This window comes from Companilactobacillus farciminis KCTC 3681 = DSM 20184 (assembly GCF_002706745.1).
GTDB lineage: Bacteria > Bacillota > Bacilli > Lactobacillales > Lactobacillaceae > Companilactobacillus > Companilactobacillus farciminis.
Window position 1 is genome coordinate 347,201 of the sequence record NZ_CP017702.1, and the last position, 18,704, is coordinate 365,904.

22 protein-coding genes are annotated in these 18,704 nt (G+C 36.7%); 10 read left to right on the plus strand and 12 right to left on the minus strand.

All coding sequences use genetic code 11. The features are described 5' to 3' along the window. Positions 1 to 23: 23 nt before the first annotated feature. The 7 genes from LF20184_RS01625 to LF20184_RS01655 all read right to left on the minus strand — a co-directional run bounded on the left by LF20184_RS01625 (position 24) and on the right by LF20184_RS01655 (position 7,423). Positions 24 to 746: an ABC transporter ATP-binding protein gene (locus tag LF20184_RS01625; protein WP_029606598.1), complete on the minus strand. Its 723-nt coding sequence runs from the start codon at positions 744 to 746 to the stop codon at positions 24 to 26. A gap of 11 nt (positions 747 to 757) precedes the next feature. Further along, entirely contained in the window at positions 758 to 1,567 is an 810-nt protein-coding gene (locus LF20184_RS01630) for an ABC transporter permease subunit (RefSeq protein ID WP_010021129.1), read from the minus strand. Positions 1,568 to 1,569: 2 nt separating this feature from the next. After that, entirely contained in the window at positions 1,570 to 3,072 is a 1,503-nt protein-coding gene (locus LF20184_RS01635; protein ID WP_010021128.1) for an AMP-binding protein, read from the minus strand. A 197-nt stretch (positions 3,073 to 3,269) separates the two neighbouring features. Then, positions 3,270 to 4,163, minus strand: coding sequence for an IS3 family transposase (locus LF20184_RS01640; protein WP_099240391.1), 894 nt, complete (start codon positions 4,161 to 4,163; stop codon positions 3,270 to 3,272). After that, positions 4,160 to 4,864: a helix-turn-helix domain-containing protein gene (locus tag LF20184_RS01645; protein ID WP_099240395.1), complete on the minus strand. Its 705-nt coding sequence runs from the start codon at positions 4,862 to 4,864 to the stop codon at positions 4,160 to 4,162. Before LF20184_RS01645 ends, LF20184_RS01640 begins: the two co-directional genes overlap by 4 nt. A 481-nt stretch (positions 4,865 to 5,345) precedes the next feature. Continuing rightward, positions 5,346 to 6,734, minus strand: a complete 1,389-nt coding sequence (locus LF20184_RS01650) for a sensor histidine kinase (protein WP_010021127.1) — start codon at positions 6,732 to 6,734, stop codon at positions 5,346 to 5,348. Beyond that, positions 6,731 to 7,423 (minus strand): response regulator transcription factor, encoded by a 693-nt coding sequence (locus LF20184_RS01655; RefSeq protein ID WP_010021126.1) that lies wholly within the window; start codon positions 7,421 to 7,423, stop codon positions 6,731 to 6,733. Before LF20184_RS01655 ends, LF20184_RS01650 begins: the two co-directional genes overlap by 4 nt. A gap of 134 nt (positions 7,424 to 7,557) precedes the next feature. On the opposite strand from LF20184_RS01655, the gene LF20184_RS01660 reads away from it, so the two are divergent. The 4 genes from LF20184_RS01660 to LF20184_RS01675 all read left to right on the plus strand — a co-directional run bounded on the left by LF20184_RS01660 (position 7,558) and on the right by LF20184_RS01675 (position 10,713). After that, complete coding sequence (locus LF20184_RS01660; RefSeq protein WP_010021125.1) at positions 7,558 to 7,983, plus strand: Fur family transcriptional regulator; 426 nt, start codon at positions 7,558 to 7,560, stop codon at positions 7,981 to 7,983. A gap of 357 nt (positions 7,984 to 8,340) precedes the next feature. Then, positions 8,341 to 9,243 carry a metal ABC transporter solute-binding protein gene (locus LF20184_RS01665; protein ID WP_010021124.1) on the plus strand — a complete coding sequence of 301 codons (903 nt, stop codon included), beginning with the start codon at positions 8,341 to 8,343 and terminating at the stop codon, positions 9,241 to 9,243. A 2-nt stretch (positions 9,244 to 9,245) separates the two neighbouring features. Beyond that, complete coding sequence (locus LF20184_RS01670; RefSeq protein ID WP_010021122.1) at positions 9,246 to 9,914, plus strand: metal ABC transporter ATP-binding protein; 669 nt, start codon at positions 9,246 to 9,248, stop codon at positions 9,912 to 9,914. 1 nt (position 9,915) lies between these two features. After that, positions 9,916 to 10,713: a metal ABC transporter permease gene (locus tag LF20184_RS01675; RefSeq protein ID WP_010021120.1), complete on the plus strand. Its 798-nt coding sequence runs from the start codon at positions 9,916 to 9,918 to the stop codon at positions 10,711 to 10,713. A gap of 51 nt (positions 10,714 to 10,764) precedes the next feature. Here the strand turns inward: LF20184_RS01675 and arsC are convergent, their stop codons facing one another. Both arsC and LF20184_RS01685 read right to left on the minus strand, forming a co-directional pair. Beyond that, a complete protein-coding gene (gene arsC / locus LF20184_RS01680; protein ID WP_010021119.1) occupies positions 10,765 to 11,187 on the minus strand; it encodes an arsenate reductase (thioredoxin) in 423 nt (140 codons plus the stop codon). Next, entirely contained in the window at positions 11,180 to 11,644 is a 465-nt protein-coding gene (locus LF20184_RS01685) for a Fur family transcriptional regulator (RefSeq protein ID WP_010021118.1), read from the minus strand. Before LF20184_RS01685 ends, arsC begins: the two co-directional genes overlap by 8 nt. Before the next feature lie 201 nt (positions 11,645 to 11,845). Between LF20184_RS01685 and LF20184_RS01690 the strand changes: the two genes are divergently transcribed. Both LF20184_RS01690 and LF20184_RS01695 read left to right on the plus strand, forming a co-directional pair. After that, a complete protein-coding gene (locus LF20184_RS01690; protein ID WP_010021117.1) occupies positions 11,846 to 12,535 on the plus strand; it encodes a VIT1/CCC1 transporter family protein in 690 nt (229 codons plus the stop codon). 28 nt (positions 12,536 to 12,563) lie between these two features. Next, positions 12,564 to 13,250 (plus strand): VIT1/CCC1 transporter family protein, encoded by a 687-nt coding sequence (locus tag LF20184_RS01695; protein ID WP_099240527.1) that lies wholly within the window; start codon positions 12,564 to 12,566, stop codon positions 13,248 to 13,250. A 279-nt stretch (positions 13,251 to 13,529) separates the two neighbouring features. Here LF20184_RS01695 and LF20184_RS01700 read toward each other — a convergent pair whose 3' ends face one another. Further along, positions 13,530 to 13,799, minus strand: coding sequence for a metal-sensing transcriptional repressor (locus LF20184_RS01700; RefSeq protein ID WP_010021115.1), 270 nt, complete (start codon positions 13,797 to 13,799; stop codon positions 13,530 to 13,532). 161 nt (positions 13,800 to 13,960) lie between these two features. On the opposite strand from LF20184_RS01700, the gene LF20184_RS01705 reads away from it, so the two are divergent. Continuing rightward, positions 13,961 to 14,287 (plus strand): thioredoxin family protein, encoded by a 327-nt coding sequence (locus tag LF20184_RS01705; protein WP_029606596.1) that lies wholly within the window; start codon positions 13,961 to 13,963, stop codon positions 14,285 to 14,287. Between the two features lie 110 nt (positions 14,288 to 14,397). Next, positions 14,398 to 14,667: a hypothetical protein gene (locus LF20184_RS01710; protein WP_010021111.1), complete on the plus strand. Its 270-nt coding sequence runs from the start codon at positions 14,398 to 14,400 to the stop codon at positions 14,665 to 14,667. A gap of 33 nt (positions 14,668 to 14,700) precedes the next feature. On the opposite strand, the gene LF20184_RS01715 is transcribed toward LF20184_RS01710, so the two are convergent. Further along, positions 14,701 to 15,189 (minus strand): cysteine hydrolase family protein, encoded by a 489-nt coding sequence (locus tag LF20184_RS01715; RefSeq protein ID WP_010021110.1) that lies wholly within the window; start codon positions 15,187 to 15,189, stop codon positions 14,701 to 14,703. Between the two features lie 151 nt (positions 15,190 to 15,340). Between LF20184_RS01715 and LF20184_RS01720 the strand changes: the two genes are divergently transcribed. Continuing rightward, positions 15,341 to 16,363, plus strand: coding sequence for an LCP family protein (locus LF20184_RS01720; RefSeq protein WP_029606595.1), 1,023 nt, complete (start codon positions 15,341 to 15,343; stop codon positions 16,361 to 16,363). Positions 16,364 to 16,398: 35 nt separating this feature from the next. On the opposite strand, the gene LF20184_RS01725 is transcribed toward LF20184_RS01720, so the two are convergent. Continuing rightward, entirely contained in the window at positions 16,399 to 17,121 is a 723-nt protein-coding gene (locus tag LF20184_RS01725; protein ID WP_010021108.1) for a GntR family transcriptional regulator, read from the minus strand. 150 nt (positions 17,122 to 17,271) lie between these two features. Between LF20184_RS01725 and LF20184_RS01730 the strand changes: the two genes are divergently transcribed. After that, the gene (locus LF20184_RS01730) at positions 17,272 to 18,687 is read left to right on the plus strand and encodes a glycoside hydrolase family 1 protein (RefSeq protein WP_412766380.1); all 1,416 of its coding nucleotides are present in this window, start codon (positions 17,272 to 17,274) and stop codon (positions 18,685 to 18,687) included. Positions 18,688 to 18,704: the final 17 nt, after the last annotated feature.

Genomic DNA, 18,704 nt, shown 5'->3' on the forward strand with positions numbered 1-18,704 from the left:
AGATAATTTCAGGATTTTTTTGATTAAGCAGTTTGTTGTTGTACTTCGGGTTCTTCCAGAATTTCACCGAGAACTCGATCAGCGACGATGCCAATTTGACCGGCATTGCGATTCTTAGGGCAGGTTTCTTCATAAGAGTTAGTTGAATCTTTCATGACAACGATGCGATCGGCCATGCGAGCAGCTTCTTCAACATCGTGGGTAACTAAGATAGTCGTTAAATTTTGTTTTTGGCAAATGTCTAAGATCAAATCTTGCATCTTGCGTCTTGTTAAAGCGTCCAAAGCTCCTAAAGGTTCATCTAACAATAAAATTTTAGGATGTCTCATCAAAGCTCTAGCTAAGGCGACCCGTTGTTTTTGACCACCAGATAATTGGTTAGGGAAGTGATCGGCATAGTCGCCTAATTCAACTAAATCGAGTAGTTCTTTGGCATGCGCTTTAGTATTTTTATCTTTTGAACCAAAGGATAAATTGTCTAAAACGGACATCCAGGGAAGTAATCTGTCTTCTTGGAACATTACGCGAATCAAAGATTTTGTATCGTTAGAATTGATTTGAACTGAACCATTAGTTGGTTGTTCTAAGCCGGCGATGAGTCGTAACAAGGTACTTTTACCACCACCACTCATACCAACTAGGGCGATGAATTCACCTTGTTTGATGTCCAGACTGACATCGTGTAAAGCAGTTAAATTATTATAAGTTTTATTTACATTTTTAATTGTGATCATTGAATTATTAATTAAATTATCCATTAAGCATTACTCCTTCCAGTATTTTGCCAATCTAATAAGAGACTTTCAAAACTTTTAGCAACTAAATCAGAAATTTTACCAAGTACCGCGTAGACAACGATACATAAAATAACAGTTTCCATATCGACGAAGTCTTCAGCGTTGTTTGCCATATAGCCAATACCTGAACTAGCTGAAATAGTTTCGGCAACGATCAGAGTAGTCCACATTACACCTAAGGCGTAGCGAATACCGACTAATATTTGTGGCAAAGCGGCCGGGAAAATGATTTTGAAAAACATTTGGCGTTTTGATAGTTCATATGAGTTACCCATTTCAATCAAATTTGGATCGACTGAACGAATTCCATGGAAAGTATTGATATAGACGGGAAACATTGTTCCGATAGCAACTAGTGAAATCTTAGCTGATTCGTTGATACCTAACCAAAGGATAATTAGTGGAATCAAAGCCAAATGGGGGATGTTACGAAACATTTGAATCGATGAATCAAATAGTAAGCGGCAAGTGTTGGACATTCCGTTGATAAATCCAAGGATAAAACCAACGCCACCACCGATTATGAGTCCGACTGTAGCTCGATAAAGACTGATACTGAGATTTTTGGGAAGTTCTCCAGATTGCGTTAATTCAATACCATCTTGTAAAACAGCTAAGGGAGAAGGCAAAACTGAGCTTGATAACCAACCTAGAGTGCTACTAACTTGCCAAAATAAAATCACGATAATGGGGATTAAGAAAGGCAAGATTTTGTCGACTGGCAGATTGATTTTTTTACGTGTCGTCGTTAAAGTCATCGGCTTTTGCATGATTAAGCCTCCTTTTTTTGTTGAACCACTTCTTGAGCTAGAAGTGTACGTTGAATTTTTCCAGTTGCATTCTTAGGTAATTCAGTACTAAAAATGTATTTTGTGGGGCGTTCAACAGGTAATAATTGCTCATTTGCTAATTCGTTCAACAAGGCCAATTGGTGGCGATGATCATGACTGAGTTTCTTAGGGACGATAACGGCGGTGACAGTTTCACCATAAATTAAATCAGGAGTACCAACGACGGCTACTTCGCGGATAAATTTTAAATTGTGCAAGCAATCTTCGACAGCGAGTGGATTAACATTTTCACCACCACGAATAATCATTTCTTTGCTACGACCAGCGATCTGTAGGTAGTCATTGTCATCCAGTGAACCGAGGTCTCCAGTCAATAACCAACCATCGTGGAAGGCTTCAGGCTGAGGATCCAAATAATGAGTAATGACACTGTCGCCTTTGAGAGCAATTTGTCCGATTTTGTTCTTTCCAACTTCGTGATAGTTATTATCAAAAATTTTAATTTGTGTTCCAACAACTTTACCAACAGTTTTTTGAATAGGTTGGTTGAGTGGATTTTGGGCAATTTGACTAGCAGCTTCGGTCATGCCGTAACTTTCAATTAGCGGAATGTCGAAACGTTCTTTAAATTGTGCGTGGATGCTTGGGAGGAGAGGGGCTGAAGCAGTCCGGAGAAATCGCAAGTTAGTGTGAGTTGGTTGTTCATCACGTTGTAATAAGATGGCGATGATAGCTGGTGTCAATGAAACCCAGGTTACCTGTTCACTACTAACTTCCTTCCAGAAAAGATGAGCGCTGAATTTAGGACGAAATAGCAGTTGTCCATGAGATAAGCGGGTTGCCAAATTTGAAATAACCATCGCGTTAATATGAAACATTGGCATTAAGATAAAGGTGCTATCTTGGTCAGTCAATTCTTCACTGTCGATGACGTTAAAAGCTCCAGCTAAAAGTTGTTTGTGAGTTAGACCAACTCGTTTAGGTTTGCCAGTAGTTCCAGAAGTATGCATGATCAAAGCAATTTGGTCATCTTCCGGCGTTTCTGCTAAATGGGCGATGTGCTTGTTGCGAACGAAGATTTGTACTTCTGATTCGTGCAAGGTCGTCAAACGAGGTTGATTAGTAAAAATATCGTTTAAAAATTTTAATTCTTGAATATCAGAGTCAAAAATAATAGCTGAATAATGATATTGGTCTTCAAGTTCACTGATTTGAATTTCAGTGGCAGCAGGATTCAAGGTTTGAACGATACTACCAATTTCCCAAAGACTTTGAATGACCAAAGAGTAAGTAACTGAATTTGTTAAGCTAACTAAAACGATATCGTTGTGACCGATACCTTTATTTTTCCAATAATTTTTCCATACGTTTTTTTCTAAGTTAAGTTCACTGCCGGTGTACCAATGCTGATTTGCATCTTGCATTAAAGGACGAGTAGCGCCAGCAATCAATTGTTGTTGTAATCTTTCAGTAAGTTCTGACATAAGTAGTTCACCATGTCCTTTCGATTGAATAAACATAGTTTACAATCATTGGGTTGAGGTAACTACTTAGGTTTGGTAAGGGTTTAATAAGAATTTCTTAGAAAGTTTGCCGTCCTCCATAGCAAAGCAAATTTGGCTGGAATGCACTCTGCCTTGTCAAGTTGACATTTCAATAGAGTTAAAATTATAAAACATATTTAAATGGCTTTATTCCGGTATTCCGCTGGAGTAAAGCCATTTATTTTGTCTGATCTATCTTGATTGTTAAAGTAATCTATTCCTTCTTTAACTAGATTCTTCAACTCTTCCAGCGTAGCTGGTGTAGGATGAAGATCCATCCAACGTAATTTAAAATCGTTCCACCAGCGTTCCATTGGTGAATTATCATAAGGAGTCCCTGGTCTGGACATACTTCTAGAAACTTTATGTTGTGCTAGTAATTTATTAAAACTGTTAGCTACATAAGCTGACCCTCGGTCCGTATGGACCATAGGGTGCACGTCTCCTTCATTTTTAAATACTTCTTCAAACATGGTCATTTCAGCTTCTGCCGTCTCAGTGGGTGTTATTATGTATCCCAATAGAAAACGTCCATAAAGATCCAATATTCCACTTAGTCGTACTTTGTATCTTTTATTTGGTCCATATTCTATTTGTGTTGAATCTGTTAGCCAAACTTCATTTGGCTTAGTAACTTTAAAATTTTGATCTAAGATATTATCTTGAATATATTTTTCTTCTTTTTCTTTTCTATTTATCTTTTTCTTCCGTACTTTACAAACAAGATTCAATTCATTCATTACTCTTCTTACTCGTTTTAATGATAATTTAAATCCTAGTTTATTTTCGTGTATAAGATGAGTAAGTATTTTACCTGCTCCAACACTTCCATTGTGTTCTTCATATATTCTCTTAACATGTTTTTTTAGAGTTCTGTCTTGTTTTTCCCAGACAGTTTCTTTACGATTAATGCTTTTGTGATAGGCTTGTCGACTGACACCTATGTACTCTAATAGGATAGTTTCCCATCCATGATGGCTTTGACATACTTCCTTTATCGCTTGGTAAGCATGCCTATGCTGTTTGTTCACTCCCCACGCTGGATTTCTTCGAATTTTTTTTCAAAAGCCTCTATAGCGTTACGTTTATTTAATTCAGCCTTTAATTGTCTATTTTCTAGTTTTAATTTATCAACTTCTGTTAAACTCTTTTCTTTGACGTAACCTCTGCGTCCTCGCTTATCAGCGAGGGCAGAGTATCCTTGTTTCTTCACGATTAATACCCAATTGCGTACTTGTTGATAGGAAACTTGAAAATGTTCCGAAGCTTCAGAGTATGAATGTTTTTGAAGAGTTACGTATTCAACTACTTCAATTCTTTCTTCAAGAGTGGTTTTCTTCGACATTGTAACGACCTTCTTTCTAACAGGCGTAGCCTTGATTAGATTCTTGTCATTATTATACTGTATTATCCAATATCTCAATTGTTTAGAAGAACGTAGTTTAAACTTTATAGATACTTCTTTAAGAGTCCCTTCGCCATTAAGATAAGCACTGACAGCTTGAATCTTAGTCTCATAACTATATTTCTTGGGAACTTGAGGGATTAATCCCTTTTCACCGTATGCTTGAAATAAGGTAAGCCAACCTCTAGCAGTAATAGGATTAACTCCGATTGATCTGCAATATTCTGTAAATATTATTTCTGACTTTACTTTCAAATAGTCTTTAATTATTTTTATCTTGAACTCTGATTCGTACTTCTTCATAAAAAAATCCCTTCTGATTTTCATCTGAAATTATTCCATTTCATATGTCAACCACAAAGGGAGTATAGCAGAACAATGTGGGCACGACTTGGAGCCTTTGCTATTCCGGACTAGATAGTGGCCTTATTTTTAACTTTAGATAAATAAAAAGCATCCATCCAGATTTGGATAAATGCCATTTTTGAATCTAGTCGTCCGAAAAATCCCTGGAATTTTTCTTATTGATAGTACTCAACTAATTGAGAAAAAAGGGATTTAAGGACGACGCTACAGTTATTTAGCTACAGTTATTTAGCTACAGTTATTTAGCTACAGTTATTTAGCTACAGTTATTTAGCTACAGTTATTTAGCTACAGTTATTTAGCTACAGTTATTTAGCTACAGTTATTTAGCTACAGTTATTTAGCTACAGTTATTTAGCTACAGTTATTTAGCTACAGTTATTTAGCTACAGTCATTTAGCTACAGTCATTTAGCTACAGTCATTTAGTTAAATTTATATATCTACTTGTCGGTATCAAACTCGATTTTAAAAATAGAACCGTGTGGTTGATTATCCAAAACCTTAATCAGACCGTTGTTCAATTTAACTAATTGCGAAACAATCGATAATCCTAAACCGCTACCTTTGATTTCGGTTGAGTGTGAAGTATCTACTCGATAAAATCTTTGGAAAATGAGTTGCTTTTGGTCGTCGGGAATACCGATACCTTGATCGGCTACGGATAAATCAATTTTTGAACCATTTTGTTTAAGCGATAATTTAATGGAAGTATTATTTGGTGAATATTTATTGGCATTATCCAACAGAGCTACGATAACTTGTTTCAAGGCGTCAACGTTGCCCAAAATGTGAAGGTCAGGTTGGATATCTAAGTTCAGTTCTTTGGCAATTGTCTTCTTATATTGTTGACCTATACTGTTGGTGATTTCTGATAAGTCAATTTTTTCTAAAACTAATTCAGCTCGGTCGGCTCGGGATAGGTGAAGTAGGTTTTCAATCAAATGTTGCATCCGCAAAGATTCTTCATCGATGTAACCTAAGGATTCAGGAATCACTTCGGGATGTTTGTCGCCGTGGCGCTTGATTAAATTCAAATTGCCACGTACAGCCGCAATAGGAGTTCTCAATTCGTGCGATGCATTTGAAACGAAATCTCGCTCTCGTTGTAGGCGTTTGTTTTGAGTATCGAGCAATTCATTGAAAGCATCACCCAATTCTTTAATTTCTTGAGGACTAGTAGGGACTGTCAGTTTAGGTTGATCAAAGTCGGGGTCTTTAGTTGTGCTACGTGTTTCGTTGACCAAATCGATCGTTGGTGCACTGAGTTTTTCGGCCAAACGTTGAGCCCACCAAGTTCCAAAGCCTAAGGTAACAAAAACAATGATACTAATTAAGATTAACAACAAGATCAGACTATTCATCAGGCGAGATAGACTAGTCCACAGTTGATAGGTCGTGTCGTTATCTTTTTTCTGATAAAACAGGAAAAATCCAAATTTTTGAACATAGACGATGTGTTGTCCAGGGAAAATACTGAATTTGTGCTGGTTGATGAATTTTTTGGAAGCTGAAGTCGTCATGATTTGTTGTCCAGCTCGATCAGAAGCGGCAGTGATTGACGATTTTTTTGTTTTGACTCGAATTACCGTATTTTGTTTTGTGTGGCGGTTATTTTGGTTACTCCACTGAATAAATCCCGGTACGTCATCGATGTTGGAAAAATACAAACTCATCATTTGGCCGCGTGCTTCGTGAACGGTCTGCGAATATTGTTGGACGCCGACAACTATTAAAATTAGCGCGCTGATCGCCAAGGTAATGATAATCACTAACTTGCGAATTGCATTATTGATCAGTTCTTGATAAGTCAGGGATTTTTTACTTGTCATTTGGCAACATTCTCAAGTGAGTATCCGACGCCACGGATCGTTTGAATCAAGGGTTTGGTATTTTTGCCATCGACTTTGCTACGTAGATATCCGACATAGACATCGACCACATTTTGTTGACCGAGAAAGTCTTCGCCCCAAACGTTATCGAGTAATTCATCACGGGTAAAGACCTTGCCGATATGTTGTAGAAAGAACAGCAATAAATCATATTCGCGGCGAGTTAATTGAACATTTTCGTTATTACGAGTAACTTGGTGTGATTTGGTATTTAAAGTTAAATCAGCAATTTGATAAGTTTGATCGGGTTCAGACATATTTTGGGCACGACGTTTAATGACACGCACTCTAGCTAATAATTCTTCAATTTCAAAAGGTTTAGTAATGTAGTCATCGGCACCATTGTCCAATCCGGCAACCTTATCGCCAACGTAATCTCTAGCTGTCATGACGATTACGGGAACTTGATCATGTTTTCTGATTCGACGCAAAACTTCCATGCCGTCTAATTTTGGCAGCATCCAGTCTAATAGAATCAGTAGTAAATCATTTTGATGTTTTTCATAGAGGTCCAAAGCTTCAATTCCATCATTGGCAACAATGACATCGAAATCCTCAAATTGGAGCTCTTTACTAACATAACTGGAAAGACTGCGCTCGTCTTCGACAATTAAAATTGTATTTTTCATTAATAAAATCTCCCAAAGAATATTTTCTATAATTATAGTAGCAATTTTACCTTAATACTAACTAAAACTTTCTAATGCGTAATAATTACTAATTATGTTACACTACAATGGATTAGTTAGAAAAGGTGAGATAAGTGGAAAAAGCAATTGAGGTTTTGAAAAAGAACCATTATAAAGTAACCAAACAACGCAAAGATTTATTGGAATTTCTCAGTAAATTTACCGTTCAATACGTATCAATCAACGATATTGCCGACTATATGCGATCTTTGTATCCGGGAGTAAGTAATAATACAATCTATCGCAATCTAAAAGAATTTGAAGAAATTGGTTTGGTAGAGTCTCAAGAAAAAGATAAGACTTTAGTGAAGTATCAATGTGATTTTAATCATCGTCATCACCATCATTTTGTCTGCAAGAATTGTGGCAAAGTTACTGAATTAAAAGCTTGCCCAATCAAGTTTTTTACCGATCAATTGCCAGGCTATACAGTCGAAGGACACGCTTTGGAAGTATATGGACTTTGCGCTGATTGTACTAAAAAATTGAAGGCTGAATAAAAAAACATCTATTGGATACAACTGATTGTTATCTAATAGATGTTTTTGAATTTTATCTAAAAAAAGAAAACAGAATCTAGTCCGGAATAGCGAAGAAAATTGGCTCAAATGTGAAATTTCTCTTGGCAATTTATTGCCTAGTGAAAGGTCGAGCTTGAAGACTTTGCCCGGTCTTGGTCTTAGCAAAGGCTCCAAGTCGTGCCCACATTGTTCCAGCCAAATTTTCTTTGCTATGGAGGACGGAATATAACATTAATTAATATGGAAAAATGTTAAATAGTAAAATTTATCATTTACTTTTTAAGGACATTAGTTTAGGGTTAAATAGTAACTTTTATTGTTTAAGGAGAATTTCTTATGTTTTCTAAAGGGAAAAAATTTATTGGAATTATTTTAAGCCTGATTTTTGTCGTGGTTTTAGCAGGTTGTACTAATAAAAAAACTAGTACTTCCTCGGATAAATTAAATATCGTCACAACGACTGATTTTTACGGCGAAGTTGCTAAGCAGGTTGTTGGCAACAAGGGTAGCGTTACTTCAATCATTAGTAATCCTGCCGTGGATCCCCATGATTTTGAGCCAACGACTAAAACTGCTCAAATCGTTAGTAAGGCCGACGTTACAGTTGCCAATGGTCTTGGGTACGATTCGTGGATGAATAAGTTGGATAAACAAGACGGGACTTATGTCAAAATTGGTGAAGATGTCATGGATAAAAAAACTGGTGATAATCCTCATATTTGGTACAACCCTCAAACGATGCCTAAGTATGCACAATATTTGGCTGATGAACTATCTAAGCAACAACCTAAGAATAAGAAGTATTTTCAAGAAAATGCTAAGAAATACATCGCTTCACTAAAACCTGTGAAAGCTGAATTATCAAAACTCAAGACGGCTTCACAAAAGGTAACTGATAAGGAAGTTTATGTCAGTGAACCAGTTTTCGACTATTCGATTAAAGCTACTGGTTTCAAGGTAGGCAATAAAGAATTTGAAAAGGCAGTCGAAAATGGAACTGATCCAACTCCGCAAACGATTAAAACAATGCAGGATAATATCAAAGCCAAAAAGATTGCTTTCTTCGTTTTAAATACTCAAACAGACAGCAAACTCGTGAATAATTTGGTTGATTTAGCGAAGAAAAATAATATTCCGGTTCTTAAAGTTACAGAAACATTGCCAAAAGATAAGACTTACACTGAATGGATGTTGTCTCAATACAAAGCAATGAATAAAATTTTACAAGGTGAAAAATAATTTTGATTGCAGCAAAGAATTTAACTAAACGTTTTGGAAATCAATTAGTTTTTCAAGATGTGAATTTTAAAATAAATCAAGGCGACTTTTTAAGTTTAATTGGACCAAATGGTTCTGGAAAAACTACTCTAGTTAAGATACTAATGGGGCTAGAGCCCAAAACTAGTGGAGAATTGAACTTCGATCACAAGCAGACAATCGGCTATGTTCCGCAGTTTCGAAACATCGATAACGATTATCCACTAAGCATTGAAGCGTTTATTCGACTCAATTTGAAATTTACGCTCAGTCCAACGAAACGTCATGAAAATGATCAATTGATTCAAGAAATTTTGGAGAAGACGGGATTAACTGATTTAAAGGACCGCCCTCTAGGATTAGCATCTGGTGGTGAAAAGCAAAAAGCTTACTTAGCACAAGCACTGTTAAATGACCCTAAAATTCTCATTCTCGATGAATCAACTGCTAGTTTAGACGTTGAAGTCAAAATGCAATTGATGGACTTAGTTGCTGAATTGAATAAAAAATATCAACTGACAGTTATTTTCATAACGCACGACTATGAATTGACGAAAAAATATACGACTAAGGCACTTTTCTTCCAAAATAAAACTTTGAGAGAAGTTCCTATCAGTCGTATTTCAGAAAAAATGTTTGAGATGGAGGGATGAGATGTTTGAATATGAATTTATGCGCCAAGCCTTTATCGCTAGTACCTTCATCGCTATTACAGCTGGTATCGTTGGTGTTTTCGTAGTTTCTAGAAATATGTCCTTTCTCTCGCATACTTTGTCAGAGATTGGTTTTGCTGGAGCATCATTTGGAATTCTGATTGGAATATCTCCTTTGGCGGGGATGATTCTTTTCACGATTATTAGTTCGATTGCGGTTGGAAGCTTGAGTTCAGAGAGTTCACGAAGAGAAGCTTCTATCAGTGCTATTTCTTCGCTGTTTATTGGTTTAGGAATTCTGTTTCTATCACTATCTTCAGAATCTAGTAGCTATGCGACGAATATTTTATTTGGTAGTATCGTTGGGATTAGCACCAAAGAAGTTCAGCAATTAGTGATTTTGGCAGTGGTAGTAATTGCTATTTTCATAATTTTTTATAAGCCATTGTCATTTGATTCCTTCGATCATATCGGTGCTCGAGCAGCCGGTTTGAAGACTCGTTTATTATCGATTGCTTTCTTAGTAACTTTAGCCTTGAGTGTTAGTATCGGTGCTCAAATCGTCGGATCATTGTTGGTCTTCGTATTGTTGACATTGCCCGGTGCTACGGCTAAATATTTGGTTCATACGATTCCTAAGTTGTTGATGGTTTCGGTAGGATTGTCGTTAGCTGGTGTTTGGTTAGGCTTGTATCTCGCGTTTATTACCAATTGGCCAGTTACTTTCTTTATCTCCAGTTTTGAAGTTTTAGCTTACTTCTGTGGTTTGACTTATAAAAATTGGAAATTGAATCATTAATATCTGCACAATAAAAAAGCCTTGCTAGATTGTCTAGCAGGGCTTTTGCTGTTATTTAGATTGATTTTTTACGTATTGAGCTAATTGAATAATGCGTTGTTTGATATCATCTCGTGAAGATCTAAAAGCAGTCGCAATTTCTTCATCGCTACCAGTTGCTAGGGCAGGGTCGTTGATAGGCCAGTGCAACCAACGAGTACTTTGAGGAATGATACATTTATCACGGGCTTCACCACAAAGGGTTATGACAACGGTGGCTTGGTCGAGGAAGTCTTGATCGATCAATTTAGAATATTGTTGAGAAATATCAATTCCATCTTCAGCCATAGTTTTGACAGCCCAGGGATTCAATCCGTCGACTCTCACGCCAGCACTTTGAACATTCCAATCAGGTAAATATTGTTTAGCGTATCCTTCAGCAATTTGACTGCGACAGGCATTGCCACTACACAAAAAATAAATACTCTTAGTCATTTTTCTTAATTCCTAACTTGATTTGACATTCAGGGCATAAGCCATAAACTTCCATGTGATTACCAGAAATCATATAACCAGAAATCTCAGCAGTTTTTTCTTCAAGGCTCTTTTCAGTATTGCTAAATCCAGGATACGTAACGTCTACAATCCGTCCACAGTTCGTACAAATAGCGTGATAGTGGGGTGTGCCGAAGTAATCATAGTGCGTACTTCCATCTCCATTTTGTAGTTCGACGACTAAATGGTGGTCAACAAAAGTGTTTAGCGTATTATAAATCGTAGATGCCCCAATATTGGGTAATTCTTTACTGAGACCATCACGAATTGTTTCAACGGTAGGGTGATTATGATGACTAACCAAGTATGCCAAAATAATGTGCCGTTGTGGAGTAACCCTGAGCTTATGATCTTTTAGGACTTGTAGTGTTTCTTCCATTACAGCATTACTAGCCATGAGCAATCTTCCTTTCTACCTTAGAATCATTTCAATGTAATTATATGACGAAACTAGAGAGAATACCAAAGAAAACTTTTGAAAATATTGAAAACGTTTTAAAAAGGCATTTCGTTTACTTTTAAAAAAGCTTGCGTTATTATGTAGTCGTTAACAGATGAGAACCATTCCAATGTAATAAAAAATTAAGGAGTGAGCATCATGCCTAAAGCAAAGAAAAAACAAAGTTTGGCTGAAAAAATCAACGTCATGCGTGCCAGTGTTATGGGTGCTAATGATGGGATTATTTCAATCGCCGGTATTGTTATCGGTGTTGCTAGTGCTCAAAGTAATAATCACGCTATTTTTCTATCAGGTATCGCCGGAATGTTGGCCGGAACCGTTTCAATGGCGATGGGTGAATGGGTTTCAGTTAGTACCCAGAGTGATTCTGAAAAAAGAGCGGTAGAAAAAGAATCTGCAGCTTTAGATGGACATTACGATGATGAATTTGATTTCATTCGCAATAAATATCAAGCAACAGGTATTTCCAATGAATTGGCTACTCAAGCGACTAAAGAAATGATGAGCGATGATCCACTAGATGTTGCCGTCCGTGAAAAATATGGCTTTAATCCCAAAGAAAAGACGAGTGCGATTGCAGCAGCGATGGCTTCAATGATTTCTTTTCCAACCGGTTCGATTTTGCCACTAGTTTCCATTACGATGTTTCCTCAAAGCATTAAAATGGTTGCGACCGTTATTGCCGTGATGATTGCTCTAGCTATTACCGGCTACACTGCTGCAGCTCTAGGTGGTGCCAACCGTGGTAAAGCCGTTTTGAGAAATATCGTTTCTGGATTATTGACGATGTTAGTAACTTATTTAATTGGATCTTTATTCGCACATTAAGGAGTGAGAAACGTTGAAATCAATGACAATGTCTAAACCAAAAAAACAAAAGAAAACAATGGCCGAACGTTCAAATACTCTTCGTGCTGGAGTCTTAGGTTCAAATGATGGTATTTTAACTGTTGTCGGTGTTTTGTTCTCAGTTGCTGTAGCGACAACTAATACCTTCACGATTTTTATTGCTGGACTATCAGATTTGCTTGCATGTGCTTTTTCAATGGCTTCTGGAGAATACGCTTCAGTCAGCTCTCAAAAGGATACCGAAAGAGCTGCGATTGAAAAAGAACGTGAACTGATCAAAACTAATTATCAAGATGAACTGGATGTTGTAGCTAAGTTCTACGTTGACCGTGGCGTCAAGCAAGTTACTGCTGAAAAAATTGCTAAAGAATTGATGGAACAAGATGCTCTAGGAACAGTTGTCCGTGTTAAGTACGATTTACAACTAGGACATTACATGAATCCTTGGGATGCCGCCTTTTCTTCACTAGTCTCCGCCGCATCTGGTGGGATTTTCCCATTAGTAGCGATGACACTGTTACCAAATGCCATCAAATGGCCAGGAACAATTTTAGCCGTTACGTTGTCAGTTGCTTTGACAGGATTCTTGAGTGCTAAATTAGGTGATGGTCTGGTTAAAACCGCTATTATCAGAAATGTGATTGTCGGTATCGTAACTATGGCAATTCACTATTCAGTCGGTTTGATGCTTTAATAAATATAAAATAATTTCAATCTAAAAAATCTCATTAGAATGTTAGTATCTGCATTCTAATGAGATTTTTTTAATATTTATTAAATAGAAATTGAAATCTAGTCGGGAGTGAAAATCTGGTGGCGGCTCAATAGCCACATTTCACTTAGCGATTTATCGCTTATGTGAAAGACCGAGTTTTGAGATTTTGCGTCTTTGGGCCATGCAAAAGCTCAAAATCGCGTCGGCTATGTTCCAGCCAGCCACCAGATTTTCACGGACGACGGCATGCTTAGAAGATTACTTAGTTTTCAGCATCAAATCCAACGACTTTTGCAATTCTTCAAGTTGTTTTTCATCAGTACAATTAGAATTTTTGCGAATGTTTTGGGCAATGACTAATTTCATTGCTTTGTCGACACTAGACTTAACAGCAGATAACTGCATCAAGACTTGATCACAAGGTTTGTCTTCGTCCATCATTCTCATCACGGCATCAAGTTGTCCACGTGAACGTTTTAAGCGACTAGTAATTTTTTTGCTGGCGATTTCTTCGGGTGTTTGAGACATAATATCCTCCCAAATTGGTTTGTTTAGTCAATTATACCCATATGGGTAACGGGTCGCAAATAATTGTTATTTTAATCTATAACTTGTTGATAAAACAAAATAGTTGCGTATTTTTACCCTAGGGGGTATATTGTGTACATAAGATATGAGAAGGAGATTGAATGATGGCTAATATCACTGAATTATCAGATAATACATTCAACGACGAGACAAGTAAGGGACTAGTTATTACAGATTTTAACGCTGACTGGTGTCCTCCATGTAAGATGATGAATCCAATTTTGGAAAAGTTATCTTCTAAAGATGAATTAGGCGACAAGATCAAGTTTACTTCTATGAACGTTGACCACAACCCTGATACACCTAATAACTTTGGTATCCAAGGTATCCCAACATTTATTATCAAGAAAGATGGTAATGTTGTAGGACGTATGGTCGGTTACCAACCAGAAGAGAAATTCCGCATGGCCTTAGAGAAATACATGTAAAAATGACAATATCCGATACTTTTTTGGTATCGGATATTTTTTTGCCTTCAAAAGGTGTTATATTTATCTGTGAAAACGGTCACAAAATTCTTCAGAAGGGATGATTGCACATGGCTACTTTACCCAGAACGTTGAAATACATCAGTTGGTTTGAAGGAGAGATCATAACCATCGACTTCGGGCGGTCGGTTGATTTTGATCCAAAAGTTTATCCCGAATTGGCAAGATTAGGGCGCTGGATTGCATCGGATGATTCTTCAAAATATTATTTAGTATATAAGATGGACGGTAGTTTCCCAGATAAAACCATCAATCGAGTGCTGGGTGATTTGAATTTGAACGGATATGAATTAGTTCATAGTGGCGTAACCTACGCGTAATAGAAGAGCCGAAGTGATCGGCTTTTTTATTTTTTATTGGAAGGTAACGAAACGTTGATTCCAAATATCTTCAAAGAAAGAAATCGTATCTTCAGCAATCATGTAGTCGTTGTCAAAGGTAGTCGTCATGTCGTGTTCCATAAGAATTTTGTAGCCAAGACCGTGCGCCATGACAATTGTAGCATTGCAACAGTATTCAGTTTGAGCACCACAGAGTTCGATCGTATGAATATTGTGATTCATTAAGACCTTATTTAAATTAGTTTGATAGAAGGCATTAGGATGAAATTCTTCAACTACGATGTCTTCTTTTTGTTTGTCTAATTTTCCTGATAGTTGCCATAATTCACTGCCTCGAACGATATCTTGATCATTGTGTTGAATAAAAATGATAGGCAAGTTGGCTTGACGGTATAGAGAAATTCGATTGTTAATACTGTGAATCAGTCCATCGAAGTTATAACTGTACTGTAGAGCCTTTTGCATATCAATTACGATTAAAGCATCAGCTAATTCTGACATTTTAATCCCCCCTAAAACATTTTTATAGTTTGAGATTATCATTTTGGTTCAATTTATGAAAGCGATATTATTGAAAAATGTTCCTAAAAATTTGATAACAAGTATTATTTGCTCTTATAATAGGAATCATAAAAAAATATAGGATATAAAAATGAAAAAATTAAAAATAGTTTCAATAATTATAGGTGTACTTCTATTAGCAGCATTAGGTGCAGGGGGAGTGTTCTTATATCACACGCAACAATCTCTTAATTCTTTAAATACTAATAAAAAGAGTGTTTCCAACAAAATAAATAATGGCAAGCCATTTTCCATCTTACTTTTGGGAGCAGATACGGGGACTGACGGTCGTGTCGATCGTGGTAATTCGGATACCATGATGTTATTGACTTTGAATCCTAAAACTGAAAAAACTGTCGCTTATTCTATTCCACGAGATGCTTTAGCTGAAATGGTTGGCGACAAAGAAAAAAATGTTCAAAAAATCAACGCTGCCTACAATATCGGTTTATCAAAGATGGCTAAGAGTACTGTAGGTAGCATGTTGGGGGTTCCAGTTGACTACCATATAGCAATCAATATGGAGGCCTTGGAAAAGACGGTTGATTTCGTAGGTGGTGTGACCGTAACGAGTGATTTAAAAGTTTCCTTTGATGGAATTACAATTCCTAAAGGTACGCATCATCTAAATGGTAAACAAGCTTTAACTTACGCTCGAATGCGTTATCAAGATCCACGAGGAGACTACGGTCGTCAAATTCGTCAGCAACAAATTTTGAAAGCAGTAGTTCAAAAACTCGAGCAACCTAGATATCTAACTAAATTGCCTAATTTAATTAAAGACTTGGGCAGCGATATCAGTACTGATTTGACTACTAGTCAGATAGACCAAATTATTTTGAAGTACCATGGCAGTGCAAAGACGATGGACTTCAACCAACTTCAAGGTCGTAACGCTTGGATCAATGGTAGTTCCTATCAAATCTTGCCAACAGAAACAATGCAACAGGCTTCAGATAAACTACGTGATAATTTAGGTTTATCAGCGCAAACATTGAACAATACTGAAACACAATTAAATGCTAAAAATAAGACTTTCTTCGAAAATGAAGATGATACTGATTACAATACTTTCGGTTTAGATACAACTTTCTATACTAATAATACGTATTAAAAAAGCGCACTGTAAAAAGTGCGCTTTTTGTGTACCTATAGTGTTATGTCAGCAGTTAATTGACTAGTCTTATAAGGGAATCGGGACTCAGATATTTCAAATGGCTGACCGTCTTCTAAGTAGCTCAGTTGATTGATGACCAAAACTGGTTCGCCTAATTCTTCAGCAATACCGGTTTCGACATCAATTTGAGTAGCTTTATCAGCAGAAACGATTCGGTGAGTTCCTTCAATCGTCATGCCTTCTTTTTGCATGTGACCATAGATTGACTTTTTGAGGATATCTTCGGTCAAAGTAGTAATAGCGGTAGGCATGATTGTGTTTTCGTAAGCAAAGACTACTCCGTTAACGTAACGTACCCGTCGAATTACGTATACTGGTTCGGTCGGTTTGATGAGTAATTTATCGGCTTCATCTTCAGTGGGGATGCGAGCGGATAATTCTAGGACTTTACTAGTAACGGATTTGCCGGCGTTGGTTTTGGTAGCACCAAAAGGTTTATCGATAGGAGAAACTTTGCCGAATTTACTGTGATCATCAGCAATATAATCTTTTCTAACGAAAGTTCCCGCACCACGTTTTGAATAGATCATTCCTTCAACCATCAATAATTGGAGTGCTTTGTGGACTGTAATACGAGTAGTATTAAAATTTTTAGCAATTTGGTTTTGGTCTGGTAAATGTTCCCCAGGTTCATATTTACCTGTTTTGATTGCCTTGCGTAAAGAGTCGGCAACTTCTTTATATTTGTAAGCCATAACATTATCTCCCTAATTGTTCATGGTTAAGTTTATCATGAAAAAGCTTAAATTTCTTTTCTATTTAAAAGTATATACTTATTACCTGTTTGTTATTTACATTACCACTTTTTGTGATATGATGAAAGCGTATTCAATCAGAGAGGCGGAATGATTATGACAAATAAATTACCAAAGGATTTTTTCTGGGGAAATTCTACGTCTAGTATGCAAACAGAAGGTGCATGGAACTTGGATGGTAAAGGCAAGTCGGTTTATGATGTCAGACCAGCTACTAATAGTACTTCTGATTGGAAAGATGGTATTGATGAGTATCATCGTTTTGAGGAAGATTTTGATTTGATGGCTAGTCAAGGCATGAATTTCTATCGTTTTCAAATTTCTTGGAGTCGGGTTGATCCTGAAGGAAATGGCAATTTTAATGAAAAAGGTATCGAATTTTATAGCAAGATGATTGATGCACTCTTAAAACGTAATATTACACCGATGATTTGTTTGTATCATTTCGACATGCCATTGGCTCTAGCTCAAAAATATAACGGCTTTTTATCGCGTCCAGTAGTTCAAGCATTTGTTAGATATGGTATTGAAATGGTGAAAAGGTTTGGAAATCGAGTAAAATATTGGATCACATTCAACGAACAGAATCTTTACCATACGAGTGAAGCTTTTGATATTTCTGGTTATTTAAAGGGTGATAAAACAATTGATGAACTTTACCAAATTAGTCATCATGTGATGCTAGCTCATGCTGGAGTGGCTAATTTTATTCACGAACATACTGATTGCCAAATAGGTGGGATGTTAGCTTATAGTGAGGTTTATCCAGCTACGTCTAATCCTCAAGATGTTTTGTACGCACGAAAAATTGACGAATTTTTGAATCGCAATTTGCTCGATGCCTTTATTTATGGACGTTACTCGCATGAAGTAATGACATACGTCAAAAATCATAAGATTGAAATGGACTATCAATTAAACGATGATGAAGCTTTGATTCAAGTAAGCTCAGATTTCATAGCTTTTAGTTATTATCGTAGTGAAACGATTGATTCAACGAAGGTTCCACGCAATACAGTGCCTAATTTGTATTTAGATTATGGTAGTAAAGAGAATCCTTATTTAGAAACGTCAGAATACGGTTGGCAAATTGATCCAGCTGGTTTTAGAGATATTTTGGCAAAGGTTTATAACGAATACAGCGTACCAATGTTTCCAATTGAAAATGGTCTAGGTATGAGTGAAGAGTATAAAGGTCAAGAAATTCAAGATGATGGACGGATAAATTATATGCGTGACCACATTCAAGCGATGAAAGATGCCATTTTTGAAGACGGCGTTGAAGTGCTTGGCTATTTAGGTTGGGGCTTGATTGATATCCCAAGTTCTAGTGGCAATGTGGACAAACGCTACGGAACGGTTTATGTCAATCGGACGAACCATGATTTGAAGGACATGGAACGGATTCCTAAGAAGAGTTATTGGTGGTTAAAACAAGTTATTGAATCTAATGGTGAGAATTTGGATGACTTAGATTTAGAGACTGAGAAAACACAATATGCTTAAAGAGTTTTTTCAGTTCT